Origin of the sequence: Agrobacterium sp. SOY23 (assembly GCF_027212525.1) — a bacterium.
In the GTDB taxonomy this organism is placed as follows: domain Bacteria; phylum Pseudomonadota; class Alphaproteobacteria; order Rhizobiales; family Rhizobiaceae; genus Agrobacterium; species Agrobacterium tumefaciens_I.
Genome location: NZ_JAPWDT010000002.1, coordinates 487,783 through 513,565, shown reverse-complemented (window position 1 = coordinate 513,565; position 25,783 = coordinate 487,783). Strand labels below are relative to the sequence as shown.

Genomic DNA, 25,783 nt, shown 5'->3' with positions numbered 1-25,783 from the left:
GGCGATGAGCGAAACGATCCACGTCTTCGACACCGCCGCCGAACTCGCCACCGCTCTGGCGGCGGAGGTTGCCAAGCGCCTTGATGCGGCAACAAAGGATCACGGGGCGGCAAGCATCGCCGTCTCCGGCGGTTCGACGCCCAAGCTGTTCTTTCAGGCGCTTTCCAGGCACGATCTCGACTGGCCCAATATCAGCGTGACACTGGTGGACGAGCGTTTCGTGCCGCCGGAAAGCGACCGCTCGAACCACCGCCTCGTTGCCGAAAATCTTCTGCAGGACAAGGCGAAGGCGGCCTATTTCGTGCCGCTGTTCCAGCCGGCGGCCTCGCCGGAAGATGCGGCCACGCTTGCGACCGTCAAGACCGAAGCGATCTGCGACCCCTTCGATGTCGTCATTCTCGGCATGGGAACGGATGGCCACACGGCATCGTTCTTCCCGGGCGGCGACAATCTCTACGAGGCGCTGGACCTTGACGAACCGCGCGGCGTTTTGACCATGGCGGCAGAGAATGCGGGAGAGGAGCGGTTGACCTTCAACTTCTCCAGCCTGCACGATGCCGATTTTCTGGTGCTGCATATCGAAGGTGCCGCCAAGAAGGCGACGCTGGAGAAAGCACAATCGGGCGAGGATGAGGACGAAATGCCGATCCGCGCCGTGCTGAACCGGGCAGAAACGCCCGTGGATATATACTGGGCGCCCTAGGCCAGCATTCTGCCGCGATAGCGGCCCGCTAAAGCGCCCCGAAGACATGAAGACTGAAACACGACAACCGGCATTCGCCTCCCGGAACGCCGGTTGTCGACCAACGAACAGGATGAACGCCCATGTCCGCCGATTCCCGCATTCAGGCCATTACCGCCCGCATCGTCGAACGTTCCAAGCCCTACCGCGAGACCTATCTCGAACGGCTGCGGCTACAGGTTTCGAAGGGTGTTCACCGCTCCGTGCTGTCCTGCGGCAATCTTGCGCATGGATTTGCGGTCTGTTCCCCCGCCGACAAGGATATCCTTGCCGGCGACCGGGTGCCCAATCTCGGCATCATCACCGCCTATAACGACATGCTTTCGGCGCACCAACCCTACGAGACCTTCCCGGCGATCATCCGCGATGCGGCGAAGGAAGCGGGCGGCATAGCGCAGGTGGCGGGTGCGGTTCCCGCCATGTGCGACGGCGTGACCCAGGGCCAGCCGGGCATGGAGCTTTCGCTGTTTTCCCGCGATGCCATTGCCATGGCGGCCGGCATCGGCCTGTCGCACAACATGTTCGACGCCGCCGTCTATCTCGGCGTCTGCGACAAGATCGTGCCGGGCCTCGTCATTGCCGCACTCGCCTTCGGCCACCTGCCCGCCGTCTTCGTTCCCGCCGGGCCGATGACATCGGGCCTGCCGAATGACGAAAAGTCGCGCATCCGCCAGCTTTATGCCGAAGGCAAGGTTGGCCGCGCCGAGCTTCTGGAAGCGGAATCCAAATCCTATCACGGCCCCGGCACCTGCACCTTCTACGGCACGGCGAACTCCAACCAGATGCTGATGGAAATCATGGGCTTCCATATGCCCGGTTCGTCCTTCATCAATCCCGGCACGCCGCTGCGTGATGCGCTGACGCGCGAGGCCGCCAAGCGCGCGCTGGCGATCACCGCGCAGGGCAATGAGTTCACGCCGGCGGGCGAGATGATTGATGAGAGATCCGTCGTCAACGGCGTCGTCGGCCTGCATGCGACGGGCGGTTCCACCAACCACACCATGCATCTGATCGCCATGGCGCGCGCCGCCGGCATCATCCTCACCTGGCAGGATATTTCCGACCTCTCCGACATCGTGCCGTTGCTCGCCCGCGTTTACCCCAACGGCCTTGCCGATGTGAACCATTTCCACGCCGCCGGCGGCATGGGCTTCCTCATCAAGCAGCTGCTGAAACAGGGCTTCGTGCACGATGACGTGCGCACCGTCTTCGGACAGGGCCTCGCAGCCTACACCGTGGATGCCCTGCTCGACGAGAAGGGCGCCGTCACCCGCCAGCCCTCCCCCGAGCAGAGCCACGACCCGAAGGTGCTTTCCAGCATCGAAACCCCGTTCCAGCCGACCGGCGGCCTGAAGATGCTGACCGGCAATCTCGGCAAATCGGTCATCAAGATTTCCGCCGTCAAGCCAGAGCGCCACATCATCGAAGCGCCGGCGATCGTCTTCCATGACCAGCAGGAACTCCAGGACGCCTTCAAGGACGGCAAGCTTAACCGCGACTTCATCGCCGTCGTCCGCTTCCAGGGGCCGAAAGCCAATGGCATGCCGGAATTGCACCGCCTGACGCCGCCGCTCGGCGTGCTGCAGGATCGCGGCTTCAAGGTGGCTCTGGTCACGGACGGGCGTATGTCCGGCGCATCCGGCAAGGTGCCGGCCGCCATCCACGTCACGCCGGAAGCCTCCGATTGTGGCCCGATCTCGCTCATCCGCGATGGCGACATCATCCGTCTCGACGCCATTTCCGGCTCGCTTGAGGTGCTTGTTTCCGCCGCCGAGCTGGCGAAACGCGAACCGGCGCGCGCCGATCTTTCCGGCAATGAATGGGGTATGGGCCGCGAACTTTTCGCTCCCTTCCGCCGCAATGCCGGCCCGGCCGATCAGGGCGCCAGCGTTCTGTTCCATTGACCTTTCGCAAGGCGAAGGCCCGTCGGGGCTTTCGCCTTGCAACTCTGCTCCGCGGCAACGCTTGACCGCATCGTGTCGCTCGGGATGAGCCTGCGCAGAAACCGCTTTATTTCCCATTCCTTAAACGTCAGACTTGTCATGCGGCTGTGATGATCTCCCTTTAGGGCCTTCTTCGATCGGCCGGGGGACGGCGGCATAGTTTCGGATGATGGGGCATAGAACATGACGATTTTCTCAAGCAAACGCCGTGATGTGCTGAAGCTTATGGCCGGCACCGCCATGCTGCCGCTGCTGGTGGCGGCAACGCCGGTTATGGCACAGGACGTGGCCCTGCGGGCAATCGTCATCTCCGACCTGCATTCCGCCTATGAGCGCATCGGCCAGCTTCTCGCGGCAATAGAAACCCGTATCGCCGCCGACAAGGCACCCCATATCATTCTGCTGAACGGCGACCTGTTCGAGATCGGCAATGCAGTGGCCGCACGTTCTGCCGGCGAAATCGAGTGGACATTCCTCTCGGCGCTCGCGAAGCTCGCCCCCACCGTCATCAATATCGGCAATCATGAGCCGGATATCGATAACGACCTCGCCAATTTTGTTACCCGCGCCCAGGCGCTCGGCGTCACCGTGCTTTCCAACATCATCGACAAGCGCAGCGGAAAACCCTATGCGCCAGCCAGTGCCGAGGTGAACGCCGGCGACCGGAAGGTCGTTCTGGCGGGCCTCGCCACCAATGCGATCAATACCTATCCGAAGGCAACGCGAGAAATGCTCGACATTCCGCAGCCGGTCGAATGGGCAAAGGCCAATCTGCCGGGGATCGTCAAGACGGATGCGATCAGCATCGTTCTGAGCCACGCCGGTGTCGTCGCCGACCGCGATATCCTGCCGCTGCTGCCGGACGGTACGCTGCTGGTGGGCGGCCACGATCACCTGAACTTCGTGCATGAACAGGGCGCGACGCGTTATGTCCATACCGGCTCCTGGTGCACCTCCATGACGGTGGCGACGATCGCCGGTCCCGGCAAGGCCGCTGCCATCGAGACTGTCGCCATCGATCGCAGCGCTCCCGCCTCCCCGGCCCTCAAGAGCCTGATCGAGCAGACGCTGGAAAAGCACCTCACCGCCGAAGAGCGGGCAATCGTCGGCAAGTCCGCCAAGGCGATGACCGTCGATGAGGCAGGCCGCCATGTGGCGCAACTCATCGCCGCAAAAACCGGCGCGGATGTCGGCTTCGTCGGCCACACCTCCTTCGGCGCCGGCCTGCCCGAGGGCGATATTCGCCGCTATGATTTCAACGCTTCGCTGCGTTTCGACGGCAAGCTTATGGTAACGGAAGTGGACGGTGAGGCGCTCGTCCAGATCCTCAAGCGATGCAACCAGGATGGCGACATCCCACTCGCCGCCCGCACCGGCGACTATCTCTACGCCATGCCGGAAAAGCCGGAAAAGAAAGAGCGCTACAAGCTGGTCTGCAACGACTGGTCAGCCACCAACCAGAAATCCTATTTCGGCCGTGCCGACCTGACCTTCACCGAGGTGGCGGATGTGAAGTTGAAGCAGACTGTTCTGGGCGGACTTTCTTAAGCCTGCGATTTCGGGTGCACAGCTCAATCCAGTAGCGGCAGACGCATGATGGACATATGGACGACGCACTGATCCTGTCAGATCATTTTGCCGATCCACAGATGGTCAGAATGACCGGATATCCAGCTTCCGGTCCTTGTGCGCCGGATGCGTGCTGAACACGAAGATGCGGTCCAGTTCCTTCTGCGTCAGCATGCGCAGGAAGCGGACGTGGATCGTATTGTTGGCGTTGACGCGCAACATGACGCAGCCGATCTTGGTGATGCGGGCGTCGGGAATATCGAGGTAAAACTGGTTGGGCAGGTTATATTTCGTCAGCAGCGCCAGCACCGCTTCGGTCTGGGAAATGCGGATGACGTCGCAGCGGCGCGCCGCCATGTGCATGACGGCCTTTTCGGTATATTCGATGCGTGCCGCATTCATGGTATCTTCCATGCGGAACCGGCCTTCGCGGTCATACATGAAGGATTCTTCCTTGCTCAGGTAATTGTTCCTGATGACACCCGCACTGCTCTGCACGCCCGGACTCCCATGCTCTCTCAATGCATCGAGACTAGGCCATAGTCTTTAACAATTCATATCAGAGTTGTCTTAAACAGGCCGGAAGCGGGACATTTTCGGCGTTTTTCCACAAGGGTAAAAGGGCCCGAAAAACCCCGGAACAAGGATGTTCCGGGGCATATTTTTAAGATCGCAGTCGTTATGGGCGGTAGGTCTTGCCCGCAGCGTCGAAGAGGTGAAGCTTTTCCTGCGGCGCGGCAAATCTGAGGGTTTCGCCCTTGCCGACGGAAACGATGCCCGGCGCCTTGACGATGATGGGCTCCTGACCCTTCGGCGCTTCGAGATAAAGCAGCGTCACTTCACCCAGAGCTTCGACGATCGACACTTTTCCTTCAAAAAGATAGTCGTCACCCGTGGCGATGCTCAGATCCTCCGGCCGGACCCCGAAGCTTGCAGCCTTGCCCTGTTCGGTGGCAGGCGTCGGAACATTGACGGCCAACGTCTTGCCGCCAGCCAGCTCGATCGACGTGCGTTCGCCGGTTCCGACGATCTTCGCCGAGATGATGTTCATGGCGGGCGAACCGATAAAACGCGCCACGAAGAGATTGGCGGGTCTTTCGTAGAGTTCGAGCGGCGGGCCAACCTGTTCCACACGGCCCGCATTCAAAACCACGATACGATCCGCCAGCGTCATCGCCTCCACCTGATCGTGGGTAACGTAGATCATCGTCGTATCGGCCATCTGCTCGTTGAGCTTGGCGATCTCGATGCGGGTGGCGACACGCAGGGCAGCGTCAAGGTTCGACAGCGGCTCATCGAACAGGAAGACCTTGGGATTGCGGCAGATGGCGCGGCCGATGGCGACACGCTGGCGCTGGCCACCGGAGAGTGCCTTGGGCAGACGTTCCAGATATTGTGTCAGTTGCAGAATTTCGGCGGCGGCGCGAACGCGGCGGTCGATCTCCTGCTTGCTTTCCCTGGCGATCTTCATGCCGAAGGCCATGTTGTCGTAAACCGTCATGTGCGGATAAAGCGCATAGGACTGGAACACCATGGCAATGCCCCGGCGCGAGGGCGGGATTTCATTGACGAGCTGGCCGTCAATGAACATCTCACCGCCGGTGATCTCCTCCAGACCGGCGATCATGCGCAGAAGTGTCGATTTTCCGCAGCCGGACGGGCCAACGAAAACGATGAATTCGCCCTGTTCAATCGCAAGATCGATGCCGTGCAGGACCTTCACCTGCCCGTAGGATTTGCGGATATCCTTGAGAACGAGACTTGTCATGGGTGTTCCTCCCTGTTCTGTCAGGCGTAACGGGCGAAGAAAGCGCCCCATGCCGGAAGTTCTACGCTTCTGCCCTCAAGGCCGCTTGCAAAGCCGTGGCCTTCGAGAACCTCCCAGTTCCCTTCCGGCAGCGTGGCTTTTGCCGGCGTTGCCGACAGGTTGAAGAGGCACAGTACGGTTTCGTTGCCGAGCTTGCGGGTATAGCTCAGCACCTCGCCCTCAACCGGCTGGAATTCGATGCCGCCCTTGGCGAAAGCCGGATGCTGCCTGCGGAAAGCGAGGAAGCGGCGGTAATGCTCCAGCACGGACGCCTCATTGCCCTGCTGGGCGCTGACGGCACGCTGCTTGTGTTCGGCAGGGATGGGCAGCCAGGTCTTGTCCGAAGTCGAGAAACCGGCCTGCGCATGGCCTGCATCCCACACCATCGGCGTGCGGCAACCGTCGCGGCCCTTGAATTCCGGCCAGAACTGGATGCCATAGGGATCCTGCAGATCCTCGAACGCGATATCGGCTTCGGTGAGGCCGAGTTCTTCGCCCTCATAGATGCAGACGGAACCACGCTGCGTCATCAGGAGTGCCGAAAGCACCTTGGCGAAGGCGTCCTTGTCCTCGACATGCTCGCCCCAGCGGCTGACATGGCGCACGACATCGTGGTTGGAGAAAGCCCAGCAGGCCCAGCCTTCCGGCGCGGCGCGCGCGAAATCCGCCTGCACATCGGCTACACGCTGCGGGGTGAGCGCGTCGGGTGCGAGGAATTCGAAGGCGTAGCACATCTGCATCTTGTCATCGCCGGACGTATATTCGCCAACGATTTCGAGACCGCGCTGGCTATCGCCCACTTCGCCGACGGCGGCGATGTCAGGGAACTCGTCCAGCACGGCGCGGAAGCGCTTCAGGAAGGCGATGTTTTCGGGGCGGTTCTTGTCGTAGAGATGTTCCTGGAAGTTATAGGGATTGACCGCAGGAGCCGTGGAGGCGTTGCGGCGTTCCGGTGCAAGCGCCGGGTTGTCGCGCAATTCCAGATCATGGAAATAGAAGTTGATGGTGTCGAGGCGGAAACCATCAACGCCGCGCTTCAGCCAGAAACGGGTGATGTTCAGCAGCTCTTCCTGCACTTCCGGATTATGCAGGTTGAGGTCCGGCTGCGAGGTCAGGAAGTTGTGCATGTAATATTGCATGCGGGTCGGGTCCCACTGCCAGCCCGGACCGCCAAAGATCGACAACCAGTTATTGGGCGGCGTGCCATCCGGCTTGCCGTCAGACCAGACATACCAGTCCGATTTTGCATTGTTGCGGCTGGCACGGCTTTCCACGAACCACGGATGCTGGTCGGAGGTGTGCGACATGACGAGATCGATCATGACGCGGATGCCGAGACGATGGGCTTCGGCGATCAGCCCGTCGAAATCGGCGAGCGTGCCGAACATCGGATCGACATCGACATAATTCGAGACGTCGTAACCGAAATCCTTCATCGGCGAGGTGAAGAACGGCGAAATCCAGATCGCATCGGCACCGAGACCGGCAATATGCGCCAGCCGGTCGGTGATGCCCTTGAGGTCGCCGATGCCGTCGCCATTGGAGTCCTGATAGGAGCGCGGGTAGATCTGATAGATAACAGCGCCGCGCCACCAGTCCTTGTTGGGCGTCAAAGCGGAAGTCACCGAAGCGGTCATGGAAGTGTCCTGTCTGGTATGGGCGTTCATGGAATGATCAGCCTCCCTTGACGGAGCCCGCGAGCAGGCCACGCACGAGATAACGTTGAAGAGCGAAGAAGACGCAGAGCGGCACGACGATGGTGACGAAGGCCGAGGCGGTGAGGATTTCCCAGTTGCCGCCGCGCGAACCGAGCAGCGCGTTCAAGGCACCGGTCAGCACCAGCTCGTCCTTCTGCGTGCCGAGGAAGACCATGGCGACGAGCAGGTCGTTCCAGGTCCACAGGAACTGGAAGATGGCGAAGGAGGCGAGCGCCGGGAAAGAGAGCGGCAGGATGATCTTGACGAAGATTTCGAAATCGCTTGCGCCATCCACACGGGCACTCTCGATGATCTCTTTCGGCAGGCCGGAAATGTAGTTGCGCAGCAGATAGATGGCGAGCGGCAGGCCGAAGGCGGTATGCGCCAGCCAGATGCCGGCATAGGTCTTGGACGGCACGCCGAAGATCGTGCCGATTTCGTTATACAGCCGCAGAAGCGGGATCAGCGACATCTGCAACGGCACGACGATGAGGCCCACCACCATGGCAATCAGCAGATTGCGGCCGGAGAAGTTCATCCATGACAGGGCATAGGCGGCAAAGGCGGCGATGAGGATGGGGATAACGGTTGCGGGCACGGCCACCGTCAGCGAGTTGACAAAGGACTGGCCGATGCCTTCCGAGGTCAGAACCGTACGGTAATTGTCGAGCGTAAAGACGGGCGGCGTCGCGACGGAGATGTAGACGCGTTTGCCGCGCGAACCCTCGAAGCTGGAAGCCCTGCTATATTCGTAAGTGCCGTCCGTATTGACGAGCAGGGTTTCGCCATCGCCGATATCGGCAGGTTCCCCGGCGTTGAAGGCCCTGGGTTCCTGAACACGCACGCCGAAGGCGGATACCTTTCCGCCGGCGCCGTTTTCAAAAACATTGCCTGATATGACATAACGGCTGCCGTCCTGCTTCTGCACGGAGGCATCGGCGAGGCGAACCGCCGCCGTCTGTTCGGAGCTCGAAAAGGCCGTCCACCAGCCGGAAACGGTGATCTGGTCCTTGTCGCGCAGCGAGCTGACGAGAATGCCGAGCGTGGGCAAGAGCCAGAGAAGCACGACGACCAGGACGCTGGCATGGACGATGAGGCGCGGCAGGCCGACGCGGCGAAGGCGTTTGACGATATTCATCTCAGCGGCCCTCCATCTCGCGGTTCGCCTGGCGGATGTTCCAGACCATGATCGGCGTGACGGCCGCCATGATGATGAGCGCGATGACCGCACTTCGGCCGCTGTCGCCACCGCCGCGGAACATCCAGTCGAACATGAGATTGGCGAGAACCATGGTGTTCCATTGGCCGTTGGTCATGGTCAGCACGATATCGAAGACCTTGAGCACGAGGATGGTGATCGTCGTCCAGACGACGGCAATGGTGCCCCAGATTTGCGGGACCATGATCTTCCAGAAGATCTGCCAGCCGTTTGCTCCGTCGATCACGGCCGCCTCGATGGTTTCTTCCGGAATGCCGCGCAGCGCAGCAGAGAGGATGACCATGGCAAAGCCGGTCTGAATCCAGATGAGGATGACCATCAGGAAGAAGTTGTTCCAGAAGGGCATGGAAATCCAGACCTCGGGATTGCCGCCGAAAAACTCGACGACGGCATTCAGCAGGCCGATCTGCACCTGGCCCTCGGCGCGGTACTCGTAGATGAACTTCCAGATGACGGAAGCGCCGACGAAGGAGATCGCCATCGGCATGAAGACGATGGATTTGGCGATGTTGCCCCACCAGATACGGTCCGTCATGACGGCGATGACGAGGCCGAAGAAGGTGCAGGCAGCCGGCACGACGGCCAGCCAGAGAATGTTGTTGAAGATCGACTGGCGGAAACCGGCATCGAAAAACGCCCAGCGATAATTGGCAAGGCCAACAAACTCGCTGCCCGTCCGGTCATAGAAAGACAGGATCAGCGTGGCGATGACGGGATAGACCAGATAAACGAGCAGAAGGATCAGCGCCGGGCCGATGAACAACCATGGCCGGACGGCGGCGCGGCGGTTGAGGTTGCGGGATGCGTGAATGACGTCTCCCGAGCGGACGGGAAAGATCGCCTGCAGCACCTTGTCGGATAGCCAATAATAGGCAGCGCAGGCAAAAACGCCCGCCACCATGACGCCTATGGCAGACACGAGTTGTTGAGCCATGTTCCCTCCCTTGATCCTCTCCGCGCCGCGCTGATTTATGCGGTCGTCGGCCCTTCCCTTGGTAAATGGGCCCGGCCGGAAGCCGGGCCTGATCTACATGCCGTTACTTCAGGCCGTCCCAGGCCTTCTGGATGTCGGTGGCGACCTGATCGGCGGATTTGCCACCGACGAAATCGATCATGCCGGTCCAGAATGCGCCGGCACCGATCTTGCCGGGCATCAGGTCGGAACCATCAAAACCGAAGGTCGTCGCGGTCGTCAGGATTTCGCCCTGGCGCTTCATCTGCTCGTTGGCATAGGTGTCGACATTCACGCCCTTATACGGCGTCAGGAAGCTGGACTGCGCCATCCACACTTCATGGGCGATCGGGGTCTGCAGGAATTCGACGAATGCCTTGGCAGCCGGCGCTTCCTTGGTGATGGTGACGAGCGTGCCGGCGCCCAGAACCGGCTTGCCGAGTTCAGGCTTTGAGGCATAGGTCGGCATGTAGAAGAAATCCACATCCGTACCCACCTTGGTGCCTTCCGGGAAGAAGGACGGCACGAAAGACGCCTGATGATGCAGGTAGCACTTCGGCGGAATGTCGAAGAGGCCCTTCGGGCTGTCGCGGAAGTCGGTGGAGGCCACGGCCGCAACACCACCGCTCACATATTTCTCGTTCTTGGCAAATTTGCCGAACTCGTTGATCGCCGCAACCACGGCCGGATCGGTGAACTTGACTTCGTTGGTCGTCCACTTCTGGTAGACGTCCAGCGGCTGCGTGCGCAGCATCAGATCTTCCACCCAGTCGGTGGCCGGCCAGCCGGTGGCGCCGCCCGAACCGAGGCCGATGCACCAGGGTGTGCCGCCATCGGCGACGATCTGGTCGGTCAGCTTGAACAGGTCTTCCATGCTCTCGGGCACTTTATAGCCCGCTTCCTCGAAGTTCTCAGGCACGTACCAGACGAGCGACTTCACGTCCGCCTTGAAGGGGAACGCGAAATAGGCCTTGTTGCCATCCTTGCCCTTGTAGCTGCCGAGATCGACCCAGGACTGGCCCGCGCCGTAATTTTCCTTGACCCAGCTGGCGGTCGTATCGCCGAGCGGCACAAGGAAACCCTTGGCGGCCAGATCGGCCAGAAGGCCGGGCTGCGGCAGAATGGCGATATTGGGCGGCGAACCCGCCTGCGTGTCGATAACGATCTGCTGCTCGTAATTTTCCGACGAGGAATAACGGACATTCACGCCGGTCGCATCAGCGAAATAGGCGAGCACCGACTGGAACAGCGCCTCATCCTCACCGCGCCAGGGGCCGAAAATCGTCAGTGTCTGACCTTTCAGGTCGGCATGGGCCGCCTTGAAGTCCTCGTAACTTTTCCAGTTGAACTTGGCATCTGCGCCGGGTGCGAATTTCAGATCGGCAGCAAAGGCCGAACCCGACAGCAGCACCATCGAGGCCGCCGTCGCCAAAAGAGTCTTCCGCATGTGATTTACCTCCCATCACATAAAAGGCTCAAAGCGTCCTCTCTCAATCAAAGCGCTTTGGCTGCCTATTCATCTCATTGTCATCGAGACCGAGTCAAGAGGCTCTTTCTGCGGAAACGTTGCAGGGCCTTGGGAATAGTCATATTTATTTCGGAAGGCGGCTATCATTTTCGATTGAGAAAAGCGCATGGGGCTGATAAAAATCTAAAGCGCTTTGGGAATGTGAGGAGCGGCTTTTGGCCTTTTCCCGAGCGCACGCATGGAGGAAATGACAGACATGAACCTGAAACAGTTGTCGCAACTGCTGGGGATTTCGCAGACGACCATCAGCCGGGCGCTCAACGGCTATCCGGAGGTCAGCGCGGAAACCCGCCGCCGCGTCATGGAGGCGGCCGAAAAGACCGGTTATCGCCCGAATGCCGCGGCACAGCGGCTGGCAACGGGCAAGGTCGGTTCCATCGGTCTTGTGATGCCGATTGGTGAACACCATCGCTCCGACGTGCATTTCGGTGAATTCCTGAGCGGGCTGGGTGAGGAAGCCTCGCGCAGCGGCTTTCACCTCGTCATCATGCCGACAGAACCGGAAAAGGAGCGCGAGGCCCTGCGGGGACTGGCGGCGAGCGGCAGCGTCGACGGCATCTATCTCGCCTACATGAAGAACAACGACCCACGCATCGCCATGATGCAGTCGCTCTCCCTGCCCTTCCTCGTGCATGGCCGCTCCGTCGGCGTGGAGGAGGATTACCCTTATCTCGACGTGGATAATGAAGGCGCCTTCCGCGATGCGACCCAGCTTCTCCTGCAGCTTGGCCATACGCGCATCGGGCTGCTGAATGGCCCGGAAGGTTATGATTTCACCTACCGGCGCTGTCTCGGGGTGGAAAAGGCGCTGGCGGCCAATGGGCTTTCCCTGCACCCTGAGAATAAACGGCACAGCAGCATGACGGATGAGGAAGGGTATCTCGGCATGGAGGCTCTGCTGTCACACCCGGAAACACCGACCGCCATTCTCTGCGCCAGTACCGCGCTGGCACTAGGTGCGATCCGGTCACTCAACCAGCGGGGCCTGAAACCCGGCAGGGATATCTCGCTGATCGCCCATGACGACGTGCTGCCACTTTTGAAGCCCGATAATTTTTCGGTGCCGCTGACCACCACTCGCTCATCACTCAGGGCAGCGGGGGTGCGCGTGGGCCAGCGCCTGATCAATCGCATCAAGCTTAACCAGACGGAACCCCATCAGGAACTCTGGAAGGCGGAACTGGTGGTGCGCGCTTCGACGGGGCCAGCTCCGAAGGCGTAAGGCGGATGGTCTTGATGCATGTGCTGCGGCTGAAGCCGGACACATCGCTGGCACAAGGCGTTTCTCGCTTGAGCGCCCCCTCCACTCTCATTCCTGTGCTCGTCACAGGAATGAGGAGAAGTATCCCCTTTTTGCTGTCTACGACTCTTAAAACTTCGGAGCCGTCAGCCCCTGAGCGCGATAGGCGGCGATGACGGTGTTGGCCATCAGCATGGCGATCGTCATCGGGCCGACACCGCCGGGCACGGGGGTAATGGCGGCAGCAACGGCGCTTGCCTCGTCAAAGGCGACATCGCCAACCAGCTTCGACTTGCCTTCGCCCTTTTCGGGAGCAGGAATACGGTTGATGCCGACATCGATGACGGTTGCGCCCGGCTTTACCCAGTCGCCCTTCACCATCGCCGCGCGGCCGACTGCCGCAACGAGAATATCGGCCGTCTTGCAGACGGTGGCGAGATCCCTGGTGCGCGAATGCGCCATGGTCACCGTGGCATTGGCATTCAACAGAAGCTGGCCCATGGGCTTGCCGAAGAGGTTGGAGCGGCCGATGACAACGGCATTGAGGCCGGAAAGGTCGTCACCGTGAATGCCGCGCACAAGCAGCATGGCACCGGCGGGTGTGCAGGAGATGAGGCCAGTGGCGAGATCGCCGGTTGCCAGCTTGCCGGCATTCAAGACGCTGAGACCGTCGACATCCTTCTCGGGCAGGATCGACTGGATGATCTCATCCGAATTGAAATGTTTCGGCAGGGGCAGCTGCACCAGAATGCCGTGGATGGACGCATCGGCGTTCATTTCGCCAACCAGCTTCAGGAGGTCAGCTTGAGTGGTTTCTTCCGGCAGCGTGTGCTGGATGGAGTTGAAACCGCATTGCTTCGCCATCTTGCTCTTGGAGTTCACGTAAGCATGGCTGGCCGGATCATTTCCGACGATGACAACCGCCAGACCGGGCTTCACGCCCTTTTCCGCCTCCAGCGCTTCTGCCGATTTGCGGACCGCCTCCGTTACCGAAGCTGCCTTCGCCTTCCCGTCAATCACAACTGCCATGCGTCCTGCTCCTGCTGGGTTACGTAGGCTCCGTATGGTGCCCCCTTCGCAGGAATGCAAGCTAAAATGCGGCGTTTTCAGGCTGTTTTGCGGTAGTCTTCGCGGCGATCGGCGTAATCGGCGAGACGCTCTCTCAGGAACGCCAATTCCCGTCGCAATTCCATCAGCTCCTCGGCTTCGGCCTCGGCGTGATCGAAGCGTCCGGCAAGGGCTTCAGCCAGCAGCGGTGGCAGTGCTGATGCGGCGGGATCGGCCGTTCTGACGGTGCGATTGCCCATCAGAACCTGCCGCACACGCTCGTCCAGCGGCATATCGTCAGCGTCATTTGCGGCCTCGCCGTAATAATCGGCAAAGCTGTCTTCCTCCGCCGCCGCTTCGACATCCGCCTCCGCGGCAAGCGGCGAGAGATCGTCAAATACGGCTGGCTCGATGGGCTCGAATTCTGAAAATTCCGGCGCGACAGCGGGGGAGAGCGGTTCCTCGGTGGTTTCGACGGCCAATACCGCTTCCGCCTCTTCTTCCTCGTCATGGCGACGATAGCTGAGGAGGTAGAGGCTGCTCAACAGGCCGATCAGCGCACCGCCGCCCGCCAGCATCGCGGCCTGCGTCAGGTCCCGGGACAATTCGCCGGGTGCTGCCTTCCTGGCCAGGCGGGTTTCAATGGCGGGCGTTGCCGAGACGGTCAGGTCGCGGCGTTCGCTGGCCTCCAGATAGGTATTTCGCGCCGTTTCCAGCTCAGCCTGCAATCTGGAGAATTCACCGGGCGCGACACCGAGGGCATTCAGGCGGTCGAGATATGTCTTCTGCTCGCCAGTGACGGTGGCGATCTCCTGATTGACGCGCTTTTCATCCGCCCGCAGCCCGTCAAGCAACTGGCGCAATGCGGGGGCGGCCAGCGCCTGCACGGCATCCATTGCATTCTGGGCGGCGATGCGGCGGGGATGTTTCGGGCCGTAATCCACCGAAACACCGGCAAGCGCCATGCTGGCACTCGCCTGTTTCTGCCTGACATCCTCAAGCGCCGAAAATGCCGTGCCGGCCGGCAGTGGTTTGGAATACACGTCATTCGGCTTCAGAGCTGAGGCGGCAGCCAGATCGGCCTGGAGAGATTGTTGCTGCCGGGTGGCGCGCGCCAGACTGTCGTTTACGTCACGCAATTGCTGTTCGAGCTGCTGCGCTTCGGTCATCACGGCATCGCCATGACGCATCTGGAAACCATTTACGGCGGCTTCCGCCTCGTCCAGCTTCTTCCGTGCTCTCTCCGTCTCGCGCATGGCGGGCGTCATCGTGCCGGCCTTGCCATCCGCCATCACGCGCATCGAAAGATAGTCCGTCAGCCGCATCGCCATTTCAGGCGTCGCCGCCTTGGCGGTCACGATCAGCATATTTTCGTCGGGGGTCAGTTCCAGCCGGATCGCATCGCCCACGGCGCCGTTCAGCGCCTCACGCGGGGAGACCACGCGCGCATGTCCACCGGTCAGGAGATCGAGAAGCAGGCCAAGCTCACCCTGATTGCGAACACCGACCATATCGGCGGGTTTCAGCTTCAGATCGGCGGTTACCCGCTCAAGCCCGGAGGGCGAAAGCAGGGTCCGCCGCGCCATCGCCAGAAAACGGGTCGCATCCGGGGCATCATAAGCGGTCTGGGTAACCTCGATCCGGGCCTGCGAAACATAACCGCGAAAACCAGAATCAATGAGGAACAACGGAATGGCAGCACCCGCAAGCGTTGCCGCCGCGACGCAGCCTGCCGTCAGGAGCCGCAGACAATGCCTGCGCCATTGCGACGAGGGCGCGGCGACATCATCCCCCTCGGGGCGGATCGCCATCATATCCGGATTGTCATCAACCATCTGAAGCCGTCTGCCGCCCTCGGTGCCGCCCGCAACGGGCGACTGTCAAAACCTTACGAGAGGTTAAAGGATCGTGGCAAACAAATGGTTAACGCGAGGCTTGGCAGGCCTGGTTTCAGCTCTTGCCGAGTGCGATGTGCCAGGGTTCGGCGCAAAGGCTGTAAAGCCAGCTCATATGCAGCTTGCGGAAAATCTCCGGCATGCCGGCCACTTCGGACGACAGGACCTTGAACAATGGGCCGACCGCGATGGTAACACGCGCATCCTCATGGCTGACGGTGCGGTGCAGCCATTTTTCCTGATTTTCCTTCAGCATTCCGGCCAGCAGAACATCCACCTTAACGCCCGATGCATCCCGGTTCAGCATGACGAAATCGTGCCAGGGTGCATGCGCACGCAGCCGGGCAAGCACCTCGCCGATCTGTACCGCATCATCTCCGGCAACGCCGATGCGTTTCGGCACCGCCATATAGGTCAGAAGCGCCATGACGAAGGCAACGCCGTCGATGGTGGCGGGCAGAGGTTCGCCATGTTCTGCCCGTGCCGCGGCCTTCATTCCCTTGCCCTGCGGCAGGAGCAGGCAGCTTTCCAGAATTTGCCGATAGGCGTTGTCCTTCAGGGAAAGCTTCGCCTTCTCGATGGTGAGAAAGGAGAGCATGGTGTGCCCTTCACAGGCCGAAGCCTTGCCGGAAACCAGTTCCAGCGCGCCATTCCATTCAAGATCACAGACGCCCAATCCGTGGATATTCCGCTGCGACCCCGACCGCGCAAAACCTGACGCGAACCCCATTTGCCAACCCCCAAATGCATACCCATCACCACCGATCTCACGCATGACCTGCGAAACGGTGGTTCATGGGTTTGTTATACAGGTGCAGGTTGAATTTAGCTTGAAAGCAATCTCTCAAATGCTCCGGGAGGTCGAAAGAGACGATTAACCAGCAGGGTGGCACGCTTTTGTGCCGCTAAAGCCCGCCGTCAGTGGCTTGGCGCCGCAGCCGCCTCTTTTCCGGCTTCGGCCTTCTCGCCCTCGACAAGCTTGACCGAGCGGGGCGTGCCGTTACCGTTCTGCTCGCGAATGTCGGCTTTCGACAGATAATCGAGCTGCTCGATCAGCACATCCTCAACCACCTCGTCGTTGAGCCGCTTGTTCAGCCCCTCACGGATACGCTGCTTGAAGGCTTCGGGATCGAAGGTGGAAATATTGGCGATGTTGACCATGGAAGAACCCGCCAGAAGCGTGAACAATTCATCGGTCATCAGCTGCGTTGCAGGCAGCTCGATCTTCGCCATCTTGTCCTTGTCGACACGCAGCGAAATCCGGCTGAGGAAATAACCGTTAACCCCGCCATCATTGATGACGGGAATGGTGATGCTTTCGCCCTTGACCAGCTGCAGATTGGCCTTTTTCGCTCCCGCCTCATCCGGCGAAGGCGCCGTCGCCATCTGGACGGAGAAATACACCGCGCCGAGCGTGACGGCGCAAACCCAGACGCCGGTGAGAAGAAGCTTCAACATCAGGAGGCTGCGCCGTAAAGGAACTGTTCCTGCGAATAGGTGCCGTCCGTATCGGCCTCCTGGATCGCGCTCTTGAGCAGATCGGCAACAGCGCGAACCGCATTCAGATGCGCTTCGACGCGGCTGGCATTGGTGGCGAGCTTGGACTTGATGCCCTTGACCTGATCCATGTAACCGGCGGCGATTTCCTCGCGCGGCGTATCGCGGACCAGCATCGTCAGCTCATAAAGGCAACGGCTCTTGTGGGCGTTGGAGACCTTGAAGTCGAACTGCGGGTCCTTACCGATATTGTCGTTCTCATTGTCGATGATCATCTCAAGGCGGCCGAGAACGGATTGGATACGGTGGTCGTTCGACATAAGGTCCATGCTTGTCTCCTCGTTAGGGTTTTTCATTCTCAAGCCTCGTCCGTTTTATCATTGGAAACGCCGAGGACCTGCCGCTCGAACTCCGCCACCATCCGAATTGCAGCATTATGGTCTTTGTCATTCATCGATACGTCGGTAATGCCTTTGCTTTCGGCTTTCCGCAGCGCATCCTTGTAAGCCTGCTCCGCAATGCCGACGCCGCCATTTCTGGAAATCGTATCGGCAAACTGTTCCGCCATCATGCTTTTCCAGATCTCGCCGGCATTACCCTTGCCATATACTTCCTCGCTGTCTTTCGGCAGCATGTTGGCAACGAAGGTCTGGAGCACCGAGGCTTCATATTTACGGTATGTTTCGGGAATTTCGGTACGGTGCGCACGAATATTCGTGTCGCCAAGGCCGGCCTTCGAGGAAGCGCCATCCAGCATATCGACAGCGGCACCGAAGCCCTTGCCGGCATCGGCAAGGCTGGTGGCCGCGAAAGCCGCCTTGTTCGCCTTCAGTTTTTCCTGGGCGACCTGTACTTCCTGGGGGTCCGCCGCGCGAACCACATCCATCACCAGATCGCTTATAACCGATATCGCCACGTCCCGAACTCCCGAGCTGACGAACGTACCGGACGAAAACCGGCGCGTTCGTTCAATCAAGAAACATCGCCGAAGACGCCTTCAAAACGTCCGCGATGCAACAATGGGATAGACTATGGATCGCCAACCTTGCTGGAGGCTGGTGTGTGGGAAACATTCGTAATTTCTAACAAATCATAGATTGCATTATCATCGGCCTCGCGATCCTCGAGATCGCGGGCAATATGCATCCGGTCCTCCAGCCTGTCGGCCTTGGTCTTTTCCTTCAGCACCTTGTTTTCCTGAAACTGCTGCACACCGGCCAGCTGGCGGTCCTGGACGACGAGGCGGCCATAACGATCCGAATAATGCCGGGAGAACGTCTGATGCACAGGCTCCATCGAACTCATGGCCTCGAGCGTGCTCTCCATGGATTGCGCCACCTCGCTCCGGGTGCGGGTGGTGTCGGCCAATTCCACCTCGGCCATTTTTTCCATGTGCCGCTGGACGGTGACCAGACGTTTGAGCTTGGCGGAGCGCTTGTCCGAAGCCATCGCGTTTTCTCCAGATCAAAAGCCGATGAAGACCGGGCCGAAACCATCCACGAATTGCCGGATGAGGGCCGCGACCGACAAATAGAGCATGAAAAGACCGCCCGCGAGAACGAAGGGCGTCGAGATAAAATAGACGGGAATCTGCGGCGCGAGCTTGTTTATGAGGCCGACGGCGACGTTGAACATCAGGCCGTAGATCACGAAGGGGCTCGCCAGCCGCAGCATGATCGAAAAGGACGCCCGTAGCGTATCGGTCAGCGTAATCAGCATCTTCTGGCTGCTGATAAGCGCGCCGACCGGCGTGGCGCTGTAGGAATCCACCAGCGCCTTCAGGACGATATGGTGAAAATCCAGCATGAACAGCACCAGCAGGCCGCCAAAGGTGATGAAATTGGATATCTGGTTTTCCTGCACGTCTTCGATGACATCGGCCCCACCCGGCGCGCTGAGGCCGATGGAAGCGCCGATGAGCGAGCCGGTGAACTGAAAGCCGAGCGTATAGAACCGTGCTATCAGCCCATACATGGCGCCGATGAGGATCTCGGTGAAGATAAGGCCGACAACGGTGCCCTGGCTTGCGCCAGAAACCTTCGGATAGATCGTGTCCCACAAGACGGGCAGCAGCGCCATGGACACCGCCACACAGAGCAACATGCGGATCTGCGGCGAAATGCGCGAGCTGGAAAAGCCCGGCATGGTCATGAAACAGGCGCCGATGCGGCAAACGGCAAGGAACAATGCGATAATTGTCCCTTGCGGGTCGGTTATCATGAAATGGCGCCCAGAATCTTGATCTCCAGACCCTTGGCAAGTTCCACATGCGAAAGAACCGGCAGGGTCGCAAAGAGTCGCTCGATAATCATGCGCACATAGGACCGCGTTTCCGGCGAGGTTACAAGGACAAAGGGCAGGCCACGATCCATGAATTCACGGATAACTTTGGACGCCTGCTCGGAAAATTCCTCGAGATGGCGGGGATCGATATCGAATTCGACGATTTCGCCCTTCTGGTCGCGCTTCAGCGCCTGATGGAACACCATGTCCCACTTGTTGCCGAGGCGCAGGACGCGCAGCACGCCATTATCCGCCAGATCGCCACAGAGCTGCTGCGACATGCGCACCCGAACATGTTCGACGATCTGTTCCGTCTTGCGCACATGCGGTGCGAGTTCGGCAACCGCTTCGAGAATGAGATGCAGGTTGCGGATCGATACGCGCTCGGCAAGCAGCAGCTTCAGCACCGCCTGCAGGCCGGAATAGGACATATGCGACGAGCAGATTTCATCGGCGAGTTTCTTGTATTCGGGATCGAGCCTGTCGATGAGGATCTTGACGTCCTTGTAGGACAGGAGCTGCGGCAGGTTGTTGCGGATGACTTCACTCAGATGCGTCAGCACCACCGAGACGTTGTCGATCGGGTGGAAACCTTCGCGTTTCAGATCCTCGGTGAAGGTTTCGAGGATCGAGACGGCGGGCATGCCGAAGGCGGGTTCGCGGATTTCGTCGCCCGGAATGCTCGGTTTGCGCCCTGCCCCGGTCACGACCAGAACATCGCCGACGCGCAGGTTGCTCGACGCGATCGTCGTGCCGTGGACGCGGATCTGATAAGCCTTCTCCTGGATCATGATGTCGTCGGAGACCTTGATCTCCGGCACCACAAAGCCGTATTGGGCCGCGAATTTCTTGCGCATCTTGCCGACGCGAAAGGCCAGTTCCTGATGCGCGCCGAGCAGGCGGGTCGAGACCTGCTTGCCGAGCGCCAGCTCGATCTCGGCCGTCTTCAGCACCTGCTTGACCGAGTCCTTTTCCGCCTCGGTAGTCTGGAGAACCTTGTTCTCTTCTTCCTGACGGCGAAGCGCACTTTCGGCCTCCGCCTGGCGCGGAATATACCAGCTGCCGAAGGCCATGATGCCGCCAAGGAAGATGAAGGGCAGGAACGGAAGGCCCGGAATGATGGCGAGCAGACCCATCAGCATGGCCGAAACCATCAGCGCGCGCGGATAACCGCTCAGCTGGTTGACCACCGCCTGATCGGTCGAACCGGCCGTGCCGCCGCGCGACACCAGAAGGCCGGCTGCCAACGATACGATCAGGGCCGGGATCTGCGAAACGATACCGTCACCGACCGAAAGCTTGACGAAAACATCAGCCGCTTCGCCGATCGGCATGCCATGGCGGAAATAACCGATGATGATGCCGCCGAAGACGTTGATCGCGGTGATGATGAGGCCGGCGATCGCGTCGCCGCGCACGAACTTCGAAGCACCGTCCATCGAACCGAAGAAGGAGCTTTCCTCTTCCAGCTCCCGGCGGCGGCGCTGCGCTTCCTTTTCGTCGATGATGCCGGCGGACAGATCCGCATCGATCGACATCTGCTTGCCGGGAATGGCATCGAGGGTGAAGCGCGCGCCGACTTCGGCGATACGCGTCGCACCCTTGGTGATGACGATGAAGTTGACGGTGATCAGGATCAGGAAGACGATCAGACCGATCACGAAATCCCCGGACATGACGAGGCTGGAAAAGCCGGCAATCACGCCGCCGGCCGCCGTCGGCCCCTCATTGCCGTGGGACAGGATGACGCGTGTCGTCGCAATGTTCAGTGACAGGCGGATCATGGTCGCGATCAGCAGCACGGTCGGGAAAGACGAGAAATCCAGCGGCCGCTGGATCCAGAGCGCCACCATGAGGATGAGGACCGAGAGCGCGATCGAGAACGCCAGGCCGATATCGACCAGCATGACCGGAATAGGCAGGAAGAGGACGCAGAGGATCGCCACGATGCCCAGTGCAAAGCCGATATCACGCGTGCTCGGACTGACCTTGGGCAGGGAAATGACTGGTGGTTGCGCCATAAAATTCGTCCTGTCTCTTCATGAGAAGGGCGACGGAAAGCCGCCGCACGGTTCCACGGCATCGGCTTTCGACAATCGCTCACGCAAGTCGGTCCGATGCTTCAGCCTATCCCTAGCCGCTGAAGCTTGCGCGAGGGTGGCATATCGAGGAAACGGCGTCAGAAGCCGGATTGGATGCGGGAAAAGACGAGATTGGAGAAAAGCGATATCTGCGCGCCCACGAAGGGGGCGGCGACACCGAGAACAATCATGATCGTGACGATCTTGGGAACGAAGGTCAGCGTCATTTCCTGAACCTGGGTCAGGGCCTGAATGAAGGCAATGGCGACACCGACGATCATGGCGGCGAGAACCGCCGGACCGGCCGCGACGAGAACGGTCCAGACTGCCGCCTGCATGATATCAAGCGCATCGGCCTCGTTCATCGTCGCATCCTTATTCCTGAAAGGCGGCGTGATGCCGCCTCTTCATATTCACGAACCGGCCGAGTTGTTCGAATCGGTTCCGTTACCAGATGTACTCTTGATCGGGCCGTTGGAGAAGGTGACACCGGCCTGCAGCAGCACCTTGTCACCAGCTTCGGTGATGGCGATGACGCCGTCCGAATAGACTTCGACTTCCTTCACCACACCGGTAACCTTGTCGTCGGCGCTCATGACGGTCTTGCCGACAAGATCAGACGCGCGTGTCAGGGCTTCCGCCTGCAGCATGCTCTTCAGGTGGGTGTTGGTCTTGATCGTCTGCTCGACCTGCGAGAAGCTCGCGAGCTGCGACATCTGCTGGCCCGCATCCATCGGGCTGGTCGGATCCTGGTTCTTCATCTGGGCGATGAGGAGCTTCAGGAAGCTGTCATAGTTCAGCGAGGCCGCATTCTTGTCACTGCTGCTCGCACCGGCATTGGCCCAGGGGTTAGCGGTTGCCGAGTTGACTGCATCTACCGCCATGGTGCGATCTCCTTGCGAATCTGTTCGATCGTTGCCGGGGTCATTTCCTGATTGTTGAGGATCTTTTCCTCGATCGGATAAAGACCACGAATGGCCTTCAGCGCTTCGAAAGCCTTGCCGGAGGCGACCAGGCCGTCGATCCGCTTGAGTTCCGCCAGAACCTCGTCATGCTGGAAGCAGTTCAGCAGCATGCTCACCGACTTGCGGAACATGTTGGTGGACTGCTCGCGCCCTTCCGGGTTGATGAGGATCATCTGCGCGATGAAATAAAGCTGCCGGAGCGGCGTCGTCGCCTGATCGGGCTGCAGAACGTGGTTTTCGAGCAGGAAGGTGACATCGTTCAGGAATTCGAGCGCGACCTTGCGATCCACACGCAGAACCGCGCCGTTGATGAAAATCTTTTCGCCCGATTTCAGCGAAATTCGAAGTGTACTTTTCATTTCAGTCCATCCCTGATGATGGTTGTCACGTCAATTATGCCCTGGAAATTCGTCGACTGACGTTTCCGGATCAGTTCGCACTCTTTCAAAATCCAGATCGCGATCGAGATCAGATTGGCCCTCAGCTCCATGGCCAGCTGGTTATCCGGCTGCTTGAGGTCCTCAATGAAGCGGATCCAGACCCGCCGAGTGTAAAAAAGTGCTTCGATCGTATGGCGCTGGGAAGAGCTATCCTTTGCCTCCACAAGCAGTTCGATCGATTTGTTCAACGCCTGTCGCTCGCGATCTTTCGCGTTTGCGACACCATCCTCCATGATTTCGGCGTAGGAAAACTGGTACATTCATGTATCCTTTATCTGCCGCCACCCCTGTTCATCAGAGGTAGTTCACCAGACTCATTTTTTGCAGACGCGACGTGAGGCTGTATGCGATTTCGATCTGCTGCTGCAGCAGATCGAGACGGGTCTTCGCCTCGTAAGTATCGATCCCCTCAATATCCAGCAGATGCGTTTCGATGATCTTTTTCTGCGCTGCCAGGGAGTCGTTCGACTTCTTGACGCGTTCCTGGGAAAGGCCGAGGCTACTCGCCTGCTGGTTCAGGCCGTCAATGGCCTTACCGATATTCGTGCCGGACTGCGAAGCCACCATGGCGCGAATCTCACTGCTCACGCTGCTGTCGAGAAAAGTCATGGCGGTGACAGCCGTCATTGCGAAATAGCGCATTCCCTGGGAATTGCTGTTCGTCGAACTTTGCACCACCTCATTCTGGCTGACGCGGCTCGTCATGTTCGTGTCGCTCGCCTTGGAACCGAAAGTCGTCCAGAAATCGTAATTCTGGGTGCCGTCCAGGCCGGTATGCGGCGGGTTCGTCACGGTGGTGGTGCCGTTAAAGACACCCTCGATATGCGTCATGAATGCGCTGACCTGGTCCTTGGTCAGGTCCGAGGGCTTGGACACACCGGCCGTCGCGAGGAAAGCGTTCAACTCGGCATCATAGGCCGTTTTCAGCGTCGATCCTTCTGCAAAATAGTCATCGACCGGCTGCACATCGGTATTGATACCCGAAAACAGGTATTCACCCCCGACCGCCGTATTGGCAAAACCGGTAAAGGTCTTGTAGGCGTCGGTAATGGTCTGGAGCACGACCGCCGTCGTCGGGGCCTCCGCTCCGTTGGTGGTCAACACGACGCTCTGGATCTTGTTAGCCGCCGTCGCCATCGACGTCAGAGCGGCCTGAGAGGATTCAAGACGCTGAGTGGCGAATGCATTGATGGTGATGTTTGACTGGAGACGGTCGACATCGCGATTGAGATCGAGGCTGCGCGCCGTATTGGCGCCCAGCGTCACGCCGAGATCCGCATGTTTGCCCGTCGTCAGCTCCGTATTGAGATTGGTCATCTCAAGCTGGGCTTTGAGGATGGTGCTGCGCATGCTGTTCTGCATTGCCAGCGATGAAATGAAGGACGTTTTCATCGTTTACCTCACCATGTCCATCAGCGACTTGAGCATTTCATCCACTGTCGTCACCAGCTTCGTGGCCGCCTTGTAAGATTGTTCGATATCCATGAGCAGCGAGAGCTCCTCATCCAGGCTGACCGCCGTATTGTTCGAATAGGAAGTGGACGAGCGCTCATAAAGCGCGCTTTTCGCCTCGTTTGCCGAAGTCGCACCGGAACGTTCCTGTTCGAGCCACCCCATCGAGTTGGTGCCGTATTTCAGGATGCTGGTATTCGTATCGATACGTGTCGACGCGGAAAAATTCATGGGTGCGTCGAAAGCAGTGACATAACTGTCGATCAGCGCGGAGAAACCGGTTCCGCCCGAAGTCGTGCTATTGATGATATAATCGGTACCGTTGATACCACCATCACGCAACAATTCCGGATTGCCACCTTTAGAAATAATTAACGCCGGGTTGACGGTAATGCTGGCGGCGAGCCCGGGAGAGACAACCCCATCCGCCGGAATGGTCGTCGCCGGGGGAGAGCCATAGGTAAACAGGCCCGGCATGTTCGGCAGGCCAGCGGTTGCATCAGCCGGCTTTTCCGCAAACATGGTGATCAGACCGCGCGCGATCTCGTCGAGCTGGCTTTGCATGGTCGGCACCAGATCGTCACGAAGCTGCATCAGGCCCTGAAGCGAACCCTCCGCCGTCGTGTTGCTGCCGGTGCCCGCCTTGAGCGCCACGCCATCGATATAAATTGCGTTGCCGGTCGTCGTCGCGTCGTAGCCCGGCTGCTGGTTGAAGGTCACCTTGCGCGGTACGATCTCGAACAGCGTCGCACCATCCGTCGTATAGAGCGCGACATCATTGTTTGGACGCGTGACGGCATTGACGCCGATAATGGACGAGATGTCCTTAACAAGCGCTTCGCGCTGATCGAGGGCGTCGCTCGGATCGCCGCCAATCGCCGTCTGCGCCTTGACCTCGTTATTGGCCTCTTCAAATTTCGCAAGCAGATCATTCAGCTTGTCGACCTGAAGGGTGATTTCCTTGTCGGCGCGCAGGCGCATCGACTGCAATTCGGCCGAAGCCTTGTTCAGGGAACTGGCAACGTCCGTGGCGGCGGTCACCACCGTCGCGGCCAAAGCGGAATCGCTCGGCTTGGCTGCATAACCAACAAGGCTCTTGAGCAATTCCTTCATATAGGTGGAAGGAGAACTTTCGTAGTCATTCCCGCCGAAAATGCTCTTCATCTCCTCAAGACCGGTCAAAACGGTCTTCTGGCCCGAAGCGAGGGAAGAACTGGAGATTGTCTGCCTGAGAAGACTTTCATTCTGGGCACGGCCATTGGAGACGATACTCGCTCCGGCCATGGTCGTGCCGAGAATGGCGGTTCGCTTGACGTAATTCGCATTGCCGACATTGGCAATGTTCTTCGAGGTAACGTCCGTCTGCTTACCTGTATTATTGAAAATCGACTGCGCAGTATTCATTGCTGACGTGAGCGACATTCAT

25 protein-coding genes are annotated in these 25,783 nt (G+C 59.6%); 4 read left to right on the top strand and 21 right to left on the bottom strand.

Features of this window, described 5'->3' with window-relative positions; translation table 11 throughout:
* Nucleotides 1-4: 4 nt before the first annotated feature.
* The 3 genes from pgl to O3S81_RS07700 all read left to right on the top strand — a co-directional run bounded on the left by pgl (nucleotide 5) and on the right by O3S81_RS07700 (nucleotide 4,233).
* Nucleotides 5-703 carry a 6-phosphogluconolactonase gene (pgl, locus tag O3S81_RS07710; protein ID WP_269342043.1) on the top strand — a complete coding sequence of 233 codons (699 nt, stop codon included), beginning with the start codon at nucleotides 5-7 and terminating at the stop codon, nucleotides 701-703.
* 122 nt (nucleotides 704-825) lie between these two features.
* The gene (gene edd, locus O3S81_RS07705; RefSeq protein ID WP_269342041.1) at nucleotides 826-2,646 is read left to right on the top strand and encodes a phosphogluconate dehydratase; all 1,821 of its coding nucleotides are present in this window, start codon (nucleotides 826-828) and stop codon (nucleotides 2,644-2,646) included.
* A gap of 222 nt (nucleotides 2,647-2,868) precedes the next feature.
* Nucleotides 2,869-4,233, top strand: a complete 1,365-nt coding sequence (locus O3S81_RS07700; protein ID WP_269342040.1) for a metallophosphoesterase — start codon at nucleotides 2,869-2,871, stop codon at nucleotides 4,231-4,233.
* A 105-nt stretch (nucleotides 4,234-4,338) separates the two neighbouring features.
* On the opposite strand, the gene O3S81_RS07695 is transcribed toward O3S81_RS07700, so the two are convergent.
* The 6 genes from O3S81_RS07695 to O3S81_RS07670 form a co-directional block, all read right to left on the bottom strand.
* Complete coding sequence (locus O3S81_RS07695) at nucleotides 4,339-4,695, bottom strand: hypothetical protein (RefSeq protein WP_034501827.1); 357 nt, start codon at nucleotides 4,693-4,695, stop codon at nucleotides 4,339-4,341.
* A 238-nt stretch (nucleotides 4,696-4,933) separates the two neighbouring features.
* Complete coding sequence (locus tag O3S81_RS07690) at nucleotides 4,934-6,022, bottom strand: ABC transporter ATP-binding protein (RefSeq protein ID WP_269342039.1); 1,089 nt, start codon at nucleotides 6,020-6,022, stop codon at nucleotides 4,934-4,936.
* Between the two features lie 20 nt (nucleotides 6,023-6,042).
* Nucleotides 6,043-7,698, bottom strand: a complete 1,656-nt coding sequence (gene bglA, locus O3S81_RS07685; protein WP_269342038.1) for a beta-galactosidase BglA — start codon at nucleotides 7,696-7,698, stop codon at nucleotides 6,043-6,045.
* Nucleotides 7,699-7,735: 37 nt separating this feature from the next.
* Nucleotides 7,736-8,896 (bottom strand): carbohydrate ABC transporter permease, encoded by a 1,161-nt coding sequence (locus tag O3S81_RS07680; RefSeq protein ID WP_269342037.1) that lies wholly within the window; start codon nucleotides 8,894-8,896, stop codon nucleotides 7,736-7,738.
* A 1-nt stretch (nucleotide 8,897) separates the two neighbouring features.
* Complete coding sequence (locus O3S81_RS07675; RefSeq protein WP_269342036.1) at nucleotides 8,898-9,911, bottom strand: carbohydrate ABC transporter permease; 1,014 nt, start codon at nucleotides 9,909-9,911, stop codon at nucleotides 8,898-8,900.
* 103 nt (nucleotides 9,912-10,014) lie between these two features.
* A complete protein-coding gene (locus tag O3S81_RS07670) occupies nucleotides 10,015-11,376 on the bottom strand; it encodes an ABC transporter substrate-binding protein (RefSeq protein ID WP_269342035.1) in 1,362 nt (453 codons plus the stop codon).
* 277 nt (nucleotides 11,377-11,653) lie between these two features.
* Between O3S81_RS07670 and O3S81_RS07665 the strand changes: the two genes are divergently transcribed.
* Nucleotides 11,654-12,679, top strand: coding sequence for a LacI family DNA-binding transcriptional regulator (locus O3S81_RS07665; RefSeq protein ID WP_269342034.1), 1,026 nt, complete (start codon nucleotides 11,654-11,656; stop codon nucleotides 12,677-12,679).
* Between the two features lie 147 nt (nucleotides 12,680-12,826).
* Here O3S81_RS07665 and O3S81_RS07660 read toward each other — a convergent pair whose 3' ends face one another.
* The 15 genes from O3S81_RS07660 to flgK form a co-directional block, all read right to left on the bottom strand.
* Complete coding sequence (locus O3S81_RS07660) at nucleotides 12,827-13,726, bottom strand: bifunctional methylenetetrahydrofolate dehydrogenase/methenyltetrahydrofolate cyclohydrolase (RefSeq protein WP_269342033.1); 900 nt, start codon at nucleotides 13,724-13,726, stop codon at nucleotides 12,827-12,829.
* 77 nt (nucleotides 13,727-13,803) lie between these two features.
* Nucleotides 13,804-15,579 carry a GumC family protein gene (locus tag O3S81_RS07655; RefSeq protein ID WP_269342032.1) on the bottom strand — a complete coding sequence of 592 codons (1,776 nt, stop codon included), beginning with the start codon at nucleotides 15,577-15,579 and terminating at the stop codon, nucleotides 13,804-13,806.
* Between the two features lie 115 nt (nucleotides 15,580-15,694).
* A complete protein-coding gene (locus tag O3S81_RS07650; RefSeq protein ID WP_331284186.1) occupies nucleotides 15,695-16,369 on the bottom strand; it encodes a WecB/TagA/CpsF family glycosyltransferase in 675 nt (224 codons plus the stop codon).
* Between the two features lie 188 nt (nucleotides 16,370-16,557).
* The gene (locus tag O3S81_RS07645; RefSeq protein ID WP_269342029.1) at nucleotides 16,558-17,097 is read right to left on the bottom strand and encodes a flagellar basal body-associated FliL family protein; all 540 of its coding nucleotides are present in this window, start codon (nucleotides 17,095-17,097) and stop codon (nucleotides 16,558-16,560) included.
* The gene (locus O3S81_RS07640; RefSeq protein WP_269342027.1) at nucleotides 17,097-17,465 is read right to left on the bottom strand and encodes a hypothetical protein; all 369 of its coding nucleotides are present in this window, start codon (nucleotides 17,463-17,465) and stop codon (nucleotides 17,097-17,099) included. The genes O3S81_RS07645 and O3S81_RS07640 overlap by 1 nt, the downstream gene beginning before the upstream one ends.
* A gap of 29 nt (nucleotides 17,466-17,494) precedes the next feature.
* The gene (locus O3S81_RS07635; RefSeq protein ID WP_269342025.1) at nucleotides 17,495-18,052 is read right to left on the bottom strand and encodes a rod-binding protein; all 558 of its coding nucleotides are present in this window, start codon (nucleotides 18,050-18,052) and stop codon (nucleotides 17,495-17,497) included.
* Between the two features lie 113 nt (nucleotides 18,053-18,165).
* Entirely contained in the window at nucleotides 18,166-18,585 is a 420-nt protein-coding gene (locus O3S81_RS07630) for a hypothetical protein (protein WP_269342023.1), read from the bottom strand.
* A 15-nt stretch (nucleotides 18,586-18,600) separates the two neighbouring features.
* A complete protein-coding gene (fliR, locus tag O3S81_RS07625; protein WP_269342021.1) occupies nucleotides 18,601-19,356 on the bottom strand; it encodes a flagellar biosynthetic protein FliR in 756 nt (251 codons plus the stop codon).
* Nucleotides 19,353-21,440, bottom strand: coding sequence for a flagellar biosynthesis protein FlhA (gene flhA, locus O3S81_RS07620; RefSeq protein WP_269342019.1), 2,088 nt, complete (start codon nucleotides 21,438-21,440; stop codon nucleotides 19,353-19,355). Before flhA ends, fliR begins: the two co-directional genes overlap by 4 nt.
* Nucleotides 21,441-21,598: 158 nt before the next feature.
* Nucleotides 21,599-21,865 carry a flagellar biosynthetic protein FliQ gene (locus tag O3S81_RS07615; RefSeq protein WP_269342018.1) on the bottom strand — a complete coding sequence of 89 codons (267 nt, stop codon included), beginning with the start codon at nucleotides 21,863-21,865 and terminating at the stop codon, nucleotides 21,599-21,601.
* Nucleotides 21,866-21,913: 48 nt separating this feature from the next.
* Complete coding sequence (flgD, locus tag O3S81_RS07610) at nucleotides 21,914-22,384, bottom strand: flagellar hook assembly protein FlgD (RefSeq protein WP_269342017.1); 471 nt, start codon at nucleotides 22,382-22,384, stop codon at nucleotides 21,914-21,916.
* On the bottom strand, nucleotides 22,375-22,824 hold the full coding sequence (flbT, locus tag O3S81_RS07605; protein ID WP_004432543.1) for a flagellar biosynthesis repressor FlbT: 450 nt from the start codon (nucleotides 22,822-22,824) through the stop codon (nucleotides 22,375-22,377). Before flbT ends, flgD begins: the two co-directional genes overlap by 10 nt.
* On the bottom strand, nucleotides 22,821-23,165 hold the full coding sequence (flaF, locus tag O3S81_RS07600) for a flagellar biosynthesis regulator FlaF (protein WP_269342014.1): 345 nt from the start codon (nucleotides 23,163-23,165) through the stop codon (nucleotides 22,821-22,823). The genes flbT and flaF overlap by 4 nt, the downstream gene beginning before the upstream one ends.
* A gap of 34 nt (nucleotides 23,166-23,199) precedes the next feature.
* On the bottom strand, nucleotides 23,200-24,297 hold the full coding sequence (locus tag O3S81_RS07595) for a flagellar hook-associated family protein (RefSeq protein WP_269342012.1): 1,098 nt from the start codon (nucleotides 24,295-24,297) through the stop codon (nucleotides 23,200-23,202).
* A 3-nt stretch (nucleotides 24,298-24,300) separates the two neighbouring features.
* Nucleotides 24,301-25,779: a flagellar hook-associated protein FlgK gene (gene flgK / locus O3S81_RS07590; protein ID WP_269342011.1), complete on the bottom strand. Its 1,479-nt coding sequence runs from the start codon at nucleotides 25,777-25,779 to the stop codon at nucleotides 24,301-24,303.
* Nucleotides 25,780-25,783: the final 4 nt, after the last annotated feature.

Bases quoted from the DNA above. Each gene is read 5' to 3' on its own strand.
- pgl (WP_269342043.1), top strand. From the start codon at position 5: ATGAGCGAAACGATCCACGTCTTCGACACCGCCGCCGAACTCGCCACC.
- edd (WP_269342041.1), top strand. From the start codon at position 826: ATGTCCGCCGATTCCCGCATTCAGGCCATTACCGCCCGCATCGTCGAA.
- O3S81_RS07700 (WP_269342040.1), top strand. From the start codon at position 2,869: ATGACGATTTTCTCAAGCAAACGCCGTGATGTGCTGAAGCTTATGGCC.
- O3S81_RS07695 (WP_034501827.1), bottom strand. From the start codon at position 4,695: ATGTATGACCGCGAAGGCCGGTTCCGCATGGAAGATACCATGAATGCG.
- O3S81_RS07690 (WP_269342039.1), bottom strand. From the start codon at position 6,022: ATGACAAGTCTCGTTCTCAAGGATATCCGCAAATCCTACGGGCAGGTG.
- bglA (WP_269342038.1), bottom strand. From the start codon at position 7,698: ATGACCGCTTCGGTGACTTCCGCTTTGACGCCCAACAAGGACTGGTGG.
- O3S81_RS07680 (WP_269342037.1), bottom strand. From the start codon at position 8,896: ATGAATATCGTCAAACGCCTTCGCCGCGTCGGCCTGCCGCGCCTCATC.
- O3S81_RS07675 (WP_269342036.1), bottom strand. From the start codon at position 9,911: ATGGCTCAACAACTCGTGTCTGCCATAGGCGTCATGGTGGCGGGCGTT.
- O3S81_RS07670 (WP_269342035.1), bottom strand. From the start codon at position 11,376: ATGCGGAAGACTCTTTTGGCGACGGCGGCCTCGATGGTGCTGCTGTCG.
- O3S81_RS07665 (WP_269342034.1), top strand. From the start codon at position 11,654: ATGAACCTGAAACAGTTGTCGCAACTGCTGGGGATTTCGCAGACGACC.
- O3S81_RS07660 (WP_269342033.1), bottom strand. From the start codon at position 13,726: ATGGCAGTTGTGATTGACGGGAAGGCGAAGGCAGCTTCGGTAACGGAG.
- O3S81_RS07655 (WP_269342032.1), bottom strand. From the start codon at position 15,579: ATGGTTGATGACAATCCGGATATGATGGCGATCCGCCCCGAGGGGGAT.
- O3S81_RS07650 (WP_331284186.1), bottom strand. From the start codon at position 16,369: ATGGGGTTCGCGTCAGGTTTTGCGCGGTCGGGGTCGCAGCGGAATATC.
- O3S81_RS07645 (WP_269342029.1), bottom strand. From the start codon at position 17,097: ATGTTGAAGCTTCTTCTCACCGGCGTCTGGGTTTGCGCCGTCACGCTC.
- O3S81_RS07640 (WP_269342027.1), bottom strand. From the start codon at position 17,465: ATGGACCTTATGTCGAACGACCACCGTATCCAATCCGTTCTCGGCCGC.
- O3S81_RS07630 (WP_269342023.1), bottom strand. From the start codon at position 18,585: ATGGCTTCGGACAAGCGCTCCGCCAAGCTCAAACGTCTGGTCACCGTC.
- fliR (WP_269342021.1), bottom strand. From the start codon at position 19,356: ATGATAACCGACCCGCAAGGGACAATTATCGCATTGTTCCTTGCCGTT.
- flhA (WP_269342019.1), bottom strand. From the start codon at position 21,440: ATGGCGCAACCACCAGTCATTTCCCTGCCCAAGGTCAGTCCGAGCACG.
- O3S81_RS07615 (WP_269342018.1), bottom strand. From the start codon at position 21,865: ATGAACGAGGCCGATGCGCTTGATATCATGCAGGCGGCAGTCTGGACC.
- flgD (WP_269342017.1), bottom strand. From the start codon at position 22,384: ATGGCGGTAGATGCAGTCAACTCGGCAACCGCTAACCCCTGGGCCAAT.
- flbT (WP_004432543.1), bottom strand. From the start codon at position 22,824: ATGAAAAGTACACTTCGAATTTCGCTGAAATCGGGCGAAAAGATTTTC.
- flaF (WP_269342014.1), bottom strand. From the start codon at position 23,165: ATGTACCAGTTTTCCTACGCCGAAATCATGGAGGATGGTGTCGCAAAC.
- O3S81_RS07595 (WP_269342012.1), bottom strand. From the start codon at position 24,297: ATGAAAACGTCCTTCATTTCATCGCTGGCAATGCAGAACAGCATGCGC.
- flgK (WP_269342011.1), bottom strand. From the start codon at position 25,779: ATGTCGCTCACGTCAGCAATGAATACTGCGCAGTCGATTTTCAATAAT.